This window comes from Streptomyces albospinus (genome assembly GCF_014648695.1).
GTDB lineage: Bacteria > Actinomycetota > Actinomycetes > Streptomycetales > Streptomycetaceae > Streptomyces > Streptomyces albospinus.
The window spans coordinates 26,125-33,863 of the sequence record NZ_BMRP01000015.1 but is presented as its reverse complement, the minus strand read 5'-3'; the positions used below and the strand labels follow the sequence as shown (position 1 = coordinate 33,863).

Sequence of the window (7,739 nt, the reverse complement as noted above, 5' to 3'; positions counted from 1 at the left end):
TTGAGGCCCCTTTGCGCGGTACTGCCTCAGGGCCGGTCGAGCGTCATCGAGTTGATGGGGGTCAGGTCGGCCCAGACGCCGTTCTGCGCCGCCATGTCGTAGTTGCACCCGGCACCGTCGGACCCCGTGCACAGGCGCGCATGGGCACCGTCGGACTTATCGGCCGCACGATCGCGAACGTCGCAGAACGGTACAGGGCGGGGCGGGCGGCGGTCCGGCCCCGGGCCGGGAGGAGGGGCCGGTGCGACGGTGCCGTGCTGAGGCGTGCACGGCACCGTCGTCCTGGGCGGCGGGCCCGTCTCCTCGGGGACGGGCCCGTCTCGAACGGTCGGACTACGTCGCCGCTCGCCCGGCCTCGTCGGCACTCGGATCCCCGTCGCGGAGGGCGGGGACCGCGCGCGGGCTGCCGGCGGAGTCGATGGCGACGAAGGTCAGATGTGCCGTGGCGACGTCGATGACCCGGCCCGAGGTGTTCCACGGTTCCGCGGTGACGCGCACCGCGATGCCCATCGAGGTCCGTCCGGCCCGGTCCAATGCGGCGTGCACGGTCAGCAGTTGACCGGCCCGCACCGGGCGCAGAAAGGCCATGGAGTCGACCGAGACGGTGACGGCGGGGCCGTTGCTGTGGCGGCCGGCGGCTGCCGCGGCGGCGTCGTCGACGAGTTTCATCACGACGCCGCCGTGGACCGTGCCGTACAGGTTGGTGTCGTGCTCGCTCATGATGTGGGCGAGGGTGACCCGTGAGTCGGCCGGGGCCTTGTGGGCCGGGCCGGTCTGTGTGCGGCTGTTCATGGCGCGGCGGCTCAGCCTTCGTCCGGCAGGGCCGCGCGGACCCGGCGGGCGGCGGCGGTCATCCGCTCCAGAGCCGGGCCGATCTCGGCGTAACCACGGGTCTTCAGGCCGCAGTCCGGATTGATCCACAGCCGGCGGGCCGGGACGGAGCGCAGTGCGCGGTCGATCAGATCGGTGATCTCCCGCTCGCCGGGCACCCGCGGCGAGTGGATGTCGTACACACCCGGCCCGACTTCGCGCGGGTAGTCGGCCACGGCGAGTTCGCCGGCGATCTCCATGTAGGAGCGGGCCGCTTCCAGACTGACGACGTCCGCGTCCAGTGCCTCGATCGCGGAGAGGATGTCGCCGAACTCCGCGTAGCACATGTGGGTGTGGATCTGGGTGTCCGCGCGCACCCCGGCGGTGGCCAGGCGGAACGCCTCGGTGGCCCAGGCGAGGTACGCCGCGCGCCGCTCCTGCCGCAGGGGCAGCGTCTCGCGCAGGGCCGGCTCGTCGACCTGGATCACCGCGGTGCCCGCGGCCTCCAGATCGGCGATCTCGTCGCGCAGTGCGAGCGCGACCTGGCGGGCGGTGTCCGCCCGCGGCTGGTCGTCGCGCACGAAGGACCAGGCGAGGAGGGTGACCGGGCCGGTCAGCATGCCCTTGACCGGACGATCCGTCAGCGACCGGGCGTAGGAGGTCCACTCCACCGTGATCGGTGCGGGACGGGAGACGTCGCCCGCCAGGATCGGCGGCCGGACGTAGCGGGTGCCGTACGACTGGACCCAGCCGTGCCGGGTGGTCACAAAGCCGTTCAGCCGCTCGGCGAAGTACTGCACCATGTCGTTGCGTTCGGGCTCGCCGTGCACCAGGACGTCGAGTCCGGCCTTCTCCTGGAGGGCCACCACGTCGCGGATCTCGGCCGCGATCCGCTCGCGGTAGCCGTCCGCGGAGAGCCGGCCCGCCCGGTGCTCGGCGCGCGCCGTGCGCAGTTCGCCGGTCTGGGGGAAGGAGCCGATGGTCGTGGTCGCCAGCGGGGGCAGCGCGAGCCTGGCCTGCTGGGCGGCGGCGCGCCGGGCGTACGGCTGCGGGCGCCGGGCGTCGGCCGGGGTGACGGCGGCGCACCGCCCGCGCACCTGTGGGTCGACGGTGAGCGCCGAGCCCCTGCGGGACGCCAACGCGGCGCGGTTGGCGGCCAGTTGGGGGGCGACCGTCTCACGGCCCGCGCTCAGTGCGCGGGCGAGGACGACGGTCTCGTCGACCTTCTGGCGGGCGAAGGCCAGCCAGCGGGCGACCTGCGGGTCCAGGTCCGGCTCCCGGGCGGCATCGAGCGGGACGTGGAGCAGCGAGCAGGACGGCGCGACATCGAGCCGTCCGGTCAGGCCGAGCAGCGTGGCGAGCAGGGCCAGCGCCCGTTCCAGGTCGGCGGCCCACACGTTGCGGCCGTCGATGACACCGGCGATCAGCCGCTTGTCCGGGATCCCGCCCAGTGTTGCCAGTGCGTCGAGATTGGCCGCGGCGGGCCCGGTGAAGTCCATGGCCAGGCCCTCGACGGGGGACGCGGCCAGGACGGGCAGGGCGTCGCCGAGGGCGTCGAAGTACGAGGCGACGACGAGCTTCGGCCGGTCCTCGACCGCGGTCAGCGCGTGGTAGGCGTGTGCGGTCGCGTGCAGCACCCCGGCGGTGCGGTCCTGCACCAGGGCGGGTTCGTCGAGCTGCACCCATGCGGCGCCGGCCGCCCGCAGGTCGGCGAGGACCTCGGCGTACACCGGCAGCAGCCGGTCCAGCAGCGACAGCACCTCGAAGCCCTCGCCCGCCTGCGCCCCGGGCTTGGCCAGCAGCAGGAAGCTGACCGGACCGAGCAGCACCGGCCGGGCCGCCCCGCCCTCGTCGATCGCCTCGCGGAACTCCGCGACCTGCTTGCGGGAATCGGCCGCGAAGACGGTGTGCGGCCCCAACTCCGGGACGAGATAGTGGTAGTTGGTGTCGAACCACTTGGTCATCTCCAGCGGCGCCACCTCGGCGGTGCCGCGCGCGGCGGCGAAGTACGCCGCCAGTTCCGCGTCCGGACCCGTGCCGCCCGCGGCCCGGTACCGCGCGGGGATCGCGCCGACCATCCAGGCGGTGTCCAGCACATGGTCGTAGAGCGAGAAATCGCCCGTCGGGAGCTCGGCGGCGCCGGCGTCCCGCAACTGGCGGCGGATGCCCGCCCGTACGGACCGTGCCGTGGTGTGCAGTTCGTCGGCGGTGCGGCGCCCGGCCCAGTAGCCCTCGACGGCCCGCTTCAGTTCGCGGTCGGGGCCCTGACGGGGATAGCCGTGCAGCGTCGCGGCCACGCGCGGGGCGGGGGTGTCGTTCAGCAGTGCCATGGAACTCTCCTTCGCGAGTTCACAACGACCCCGCGGGCACGGCAAGAGGCGAAGGAGAGAGCGCAGAGGTACGCCCTGGCCGCCGCAGACCCGCCCACGAGGTCCCGGATGGACCGCACCCCGGCGGGGCGCGGGCAGTGGCAGGTCTTCGGACTCGCGGGCACGCCTTGCCGGACAAGGCACCTACTGGCCGTCGCTTCCCGGACGCGCGAGCATCCAGTGCGTATGACGGCGGTCGTTCCCACTCACCGCTGCGGGGCAGTCCCGGATTCCCACCGGGTTCCCTCTTGCGACGCATCCCGCCTGGCGGACGGGTGCGAACCGACTGCCCCACCAGCCTACCCACAGCGGCGGGCACCGGCACACGTGTTACCGCCGGTCGCCGGCTCGCCGTCCCGGCATCGCGTCGAAAGGTGGCGCAGCGCGACGGCCGGGGCTCGGGGGGCAGGGGGCTGGTGCATGATTTCGGTCGTCTGAAAGGGCCAGGTGAGGTGGGTATGGGTGTGACGACCGGCTGTGGGCGGGTGCTGCTGGTGGACGACGACGCCGCGATCCGGCGGTCGCTGGGGCGCGGACTGCGGTTGAACGGCTTCACCGTCGACCTGGCGGAGGGTGGCCGCAGCGCCCTGGCCAAGGTGGCGGAATCCGCACCGGACGTCGTGGTGCTGGACGTCTCGATGCCCGACCTCGACGGCATCGCGGTCTGCCGGCACCTGCGGACGGACGGAAACGACATACCGGTTCTGATGCTGTCCGCCCGGGACGAAGTGGCCGACCGGGTGGCCGGTCTCCAGGCCGGGGGAGACGACTACCTCGTCAAGCCCTTCGCCCTGGACGAACTGGTGCTGCGGCTGCACGCGCTGCTGCGCCGGCGCCCGACGGCCGCCACCGACGTCGTACGGGTCGGCGGCCTGGTGGTCGATGCGACGGCGCGCACCGCCCGCCTCGACGGCAGGCCCGTGGAGCTGACCCGGCGGGAATTCGCCCTGCTCGACGTTCTTGCCCGTAATGCCGGACTCGTCCTGAGTCGTGACCAGTTGCTGGACCGGGTGTGGGGCTACGACTTCGAGGTCCGCACCGATGCCGTCGACACCTTCGTCAGCTATCTGCGCCGCAAACTGGAAGCCGACGGACGGCCCAGGATCGTGCACACGGTGCGCGGCGTCGGCTTCGTGCTGCGCGACGACCACACCGGCGACGGGGAGCACCGCGCATGAGGCTGTCCACCCGGATCGCGATCGTGGTGGGGGCCGTGGTGCCCCTGCTGGTGGCAGCCTCCGGCTGGGTGCTGGTGGGCCTGGTCGGCAGGGATCTGCTCGCGCAGGCCGACCAGCGGCTCGACGCACGGGCCCGCAGTGTCGCGACCGCGGCGCGCGGCGTGCTGCTCGCCGAGTCCCGGGGCCGGCCACGGGGCGAGCACGCGCACCGACGCAAGCTGGCCACCGCGGCGCTGGACATCGGCATCCGTCTGACCGGCCCGGACGGCACCGCCAAGGTCGCGGACGGTCCGCAACCCGGCCCGGCCGTGCACCTGCCGGCCCGGGCCGTCCACCCGGTCACGGTCGGGGGCCACGGAAAGACCTGGCGCGCCCTGACCGTGGCGGTGACCACCGGGCAGCCCGGGGTGCACGGGACGCTGTGGATGTTCTCCCCGGAAGCCGCGAGCCAGGCGCAGATCCAACTCGTACGCAACCGGGTGCTCACCGTCGCACTGCTCGCCGCGCCCGCCTCGGCGGCCACCGCCTGGCTCCTGGCCGCCGGCGCGGCCCGGCCGCTGCGGCGTCTCCAGCAGCGCACCAGCGGCCTCGACCCGCGGACCAGCTCCGCGCGCCTGGAGCACACCCCGACCCGGATCACCGAGGTCGACCAGCTCGCGCACACCCTCCAGACACTCCTCGCGCGCTATGACGAGCAGGCCGCCCGCACCGCCGAAGCGCTGGCCACGGCCCGCTCGTTCTCCGCCGCCGCGTCCCACGAACTGCGCACGCCGCTGATGAGCATGCAGACCAACCTGGACATTCTCGACTCGTTCCAGGACCTCGACCCCGCCGACCGTGCCGACACCGTCGACGAACTGCGCCGCGGCCACGCCCGGTTGCTGGGGCTGCTGGTGATGCTGCGGGCGCTCGCCCAAGGAGACCTGGTGGAGGCGGACGCGTTCGCGCCCGTCGACCTGGCCGACCTCGCGGACGCCGCCGTCTCCGACCTGCGCCGCACCCGTCCCGGGGCCGAGGTGACGCTCGACAGCGCGCCGGGCCTGACCGTGCACGGATGGCAGCCGGGGCTCCGCTCGCTGCTGGACAATCTGCTCGCCAACTCCCTGGCGCACGGCCGCTCCGCGGACGGCCGGGCGCAGATCGCCGTGCGGCTGCGGGCGGCCGAGGACGACGGCGCCCCGGCAGCCGTCCTCACCGTGGACGACCAGGGGCCCGGGGTGGTGCCGCAGCAGCGGGAGGTGATCTTCCGGCGCTTCCACCGCCGCTCCGACAGCCCGGGGTCGGGCCTGGGCCTGACACTGGTCGCCCAGCAGGCCGACCTGCACCGCGCGCAGCTGCGCGTCCTGGACGGTCCCGGCGGACGAGGGGCCCGCTTCGAGGTCACCTTCCCCCTGGCGCGCCCCGACGGGAGCGGAGCCCCGGTGCCGCGGCACCGGTCCTGGCTGTCGGACACCGCGCCCCAGGGGCACGAACTCCCCGCCGCACGCGCCTGACGCACCCCCTCGCCACCGGCTCCCGCGCACTCACAAAGAAACCACAAGAACCGTTCCTACCTTCGTCGTTACGCAGTCCGCCGCGGGAAGCCGCGGGACGGGCAGCGGGCGGTGTCCGGCCGCGCGGTCCGGACCGCGCCGGCAGGTACGGCGCACCGGGCGTCGCGATGGCGGCCCGACACCGCAGGCAGTGCAGCAGTTCAGGCATGCAGTACAGAGATGGGAGACACCTCATGCAGCGTCGCACGGCGACGACGGCCGCGGCTCTCGCGGGCATCGTCCTCACCACGGCGGCAGTCGCGGCACCCTCCTACGCGGCGGACAGCACCAGCCCGGCCAAGTCGGTCTCCGCGGCCCGGCACGCCAAGGGCCCCCGGAGCGACGGGGCGAAGAGGCTGTGCGTCCGGGTGCCCCGGCTGGAGAAGCGCATCGACAAGCGGATCAAGCGCATCGAGGGCCCGGTCGGCACGCCCGGCTCCATCAAGTACCTGGAGCAGCGCATCGACCTCGCGCAGAAGGCCAACCACGCGGCCGTCGCCAAGTTCCTGGGCGACCGGCTGACCGCCCGCAAGGGCTTCCTGGCGACCCTCAAGAAGGAGCAGACCGACCTGAAGGCCGTCGCCACCTGGTGCACGGCGAACAAGATCGGCCCGAAGCACACGGCGGGCGCCACGTCATGAACCGCCGCCGACGGGTGTCCGCACTGCTGACGGCCGCGCTCGCGGTGCCGCTGCTGGCCACCACCGCGTGCTCGTCCTCCGCCACGCCCGGCGCGGCAGCACCTTCCGCGAGCAGCAGCTCCGCCCCGAGCGGCAGTTCCTCCGCCTCGCCGGACCAGCTCGCGCAGATGCAGAAGAAGGCCGACGACGCCCAGCGCGCCGTCGACGCGGCGGACGCCAACGGCAACGCCGACAACTCCGGGAACTGACACCGGACACCTGACGCCTCCGCCGGGCCGCACCACGCCCGGCGGAGGCGTCAGCGCACACAGGCCCCCCGCACCACCAGCCGAGTCATTGCCCTGTCATCGCGATTTCAACGGCCCTGGCTAGCGTCCATGGCGTTCGACGCAGGATGACGCAACCTGAGGGGGATCCCAGCCGATGTCGAAAACGAGCAGGCTGACACGGGCTGTTGCGACGGCTGCCACGACGGCGGCGATGGTGGTGGGTACGGCCGTCGTCGCGCCCGCCGTCGCGCAGGCCGATTCCATCGACCACTACTACATCGAGATCGGTGGCACCACGGGCGCGGCGGACCAGCCCGAGTGCACCACCAACTACCGTGCCGCCAACCAGAAGATCCAGCCGGGCAGTTGGGTACCGGTCTGCTACCCGGCGAGCGCCGGACCGTGGGAGAACGGGCGGGGCGCGCCACTGGACCTGAACGCGCCGAGCTACGACGACAGCGTGAACCAGGGCTACCACAACCTGCTGGCCAAGATCGAGGACACCCATCGCGACCACCCGGACGCACGCCTCACGATCGTCGGCTACTCCCAGGGCGCGCAGGCCGCGGACCAGGTGCTCCAGACGATCGCCAACGGGGGTACCGACATCCCGCGCTCGAAGGTCAACGGCATGCTCTACGCCGACCCGATGCAGCCCGGCACCGGCTTCACCGCCCAGATCCCGAAGGGGGTGGGCCTGCCCGGGTTCACCTCCCCCGGCGCCGGGCCGGCGGAGTTCAACGGCATTCCGGTCGCCCGGTACTGCATCCACGGCGACCCGGTGTGCGATGCGTCCCTCGTGAACGTCCCCGGGTATTTCCTGCTGCACCCCACCTACCCGCTGGACGGGAACGTCATGACCCAGACCTTCGCAGACGACGGCCGCGACGGGGTCCAGTGGCGCAACCCCGGCGGGGGTCCCGGATAGCGTCCCCGACCT

7 protein-coding genes and 1 riboswitch are annotated in these 7,739 nt (G+C 73.2%); of the genes, 5 read left to right on the top strand and 2 right to left on the bottom strand.

Annotated features, from left to right (window positions below):
* Positions 1-333 precede the first annotated feature (333 nt).
* Entirely contained in the window at positions 334-792 is a 459-nt protein-coding gene (locus tag IEZ17_RS21045) for an acyl-CoA thioesterase (protein WP_189302422.1), read from the bottom strand.
* A gap of 11 nt (positions 793-803) precedes the next feature.
* A complete protein-coding gene (gene metE, locus IEZ17_RS21040) occupies positions 804-3,140 on the bottom strand; it encodes a 5-methyltetrahydropteroyltriglutamate--homocysteine S-methyltransferase (RefSeq protein ID WP_189302420.1) in 2,337 nt (778 codons plus the stop codon).
* A gap of 123 nt (positions 3,141-3,263) precedes the next feature.
* Positions 3,264-3,481: riboswitch (cobalamin riboswitch) on the bottom strand.
* A 156-nt stretch (positions 3,482-3,637) separates the two neighbouring features.
* Between metE and IEZ17_RS21035 the strand changes: the two genes are divergently transcribed.
* The 5 genes from IEZ17_RS21035 to IEZ17_RS21015 all read left to right on the top strand — a co-directional run bounded on the left by IEZ17_RS21035 (position 3,638) and on the right by IEZ17_RS21015 (position 7,727).
* The gene (locus IEZ17_RS21035) at positions 3,638-4,357 is read left to right on the top strand and encodes a response regulator transcription factor (RefSeq protein ID WP_308427680.1); all 720 of its coding nucleotides are present in this window, start codon (positions 3,638-3,640) and stop codon (positions 4,355-4,357) included.
* On the top strand, positions 4,354-5,850 hold the full coding sequence (locus IEZ17_RS21030; RefSeq protein ID WP_189302416.1) for a sensor histidine kinase: 1,497 nt from the start codon (positions 4,354-4,356) through the stop codon (positions 5,848-5,850). The genes IEZ17_RS21035 and IEZ17_RS21030 overlap by 4 nt, the downstream gene beginning before the upstream one ends.
* 233 nt (positions 5,851-6,083) lie before the next feature.
* Complete coding sequence (locus IEZ17_RS21025) at positions 6,084-6,530, top strand: hypothetical protein (protein ID WP_189302414.1); 447 nt, start codon at positions 6,084-6,086, stop codon at positions 6,528-6,530.
* On the top strand, positions 6,527-6,778 hold the full coding sequence (locus IEZ17_RS21020; RefSeq protein WP_189302412.1) for a hypothetical protein: 252 nt from the start codon (positions 6,527-6,529) through the stop codon (positions 6,776-6,778). The genes IEZ17_RS21025 and IEZ17_RS21020 overlap by 4 nt, the downstream gene beginning before the upstream one ends.
* A 232-nt stretch (positions 6,779-7,010) precedes the next feature.
* On the top strand, positions 7,011-7,727 hold the full coding sequence (locus IEZ17_RS21015; protein ID WP_229852464.1) for a cutinase family protein: 717 nt from the start codon (positions 7,011-7,013) through the stop codon (positions 7,725-7,727).
* Positions 7,728-7,739: the final 12 nt, after the last annotated feature.

Bases quoted from the DNA above. Each gene is read 5' to 3' on its own strand.
- IEZ17_RS21045 (WP_189302422.1), bottom strand. From the start codon at position 792: ATGAACAGCCGCACACAGACCGGCCCGGCCCACAAGGCCCCGGCCGAC.
- metE (WP_189302420.1), bottom strand. From the start codon at position 3,140: ATGGCACTGCTGAACGACACCCCCGCCCCGCGCGTGGCCGCGACGCTG.
- IEZ17_RS21035 (WP_308427680.1), top strand. From the start codon at position 3,638: ATGGGTGTGACGACCGGCTGTGGGCGGGTGCTGCTGGTGGACGACGAC.
- IEZ17_RS21030 (WP_189302416.1), top strand. From the start codon at position 4,354: ATGAGGCTGTCCACCCGGATCGCGATCGTGGTGGGGGCCGTGGTGCCC.
- IEZ17_RS21025 (WP_189302414.1), top strand. From the start codon at position 6,084: ATGCAGCGTCGCACGGCGACGACGGCCGCGGCTCTCGCGGGCATCGTC.
- IEZ17_RS21020 (WP_189302412.1), top strand. From the start codon at position 6,527: ATGAACCGCCGCCGACGGGTGTCCGCACTGCTGACGGCCGCGCTCGCG.
- IEZ17_RS21015 (WP_229852464.1), top strand. From the start codon at position 7,011: ATGGTGGTGGGTACGGCCGTCGTCGCGCCCGCCGTCGCGCAGGCCGAT.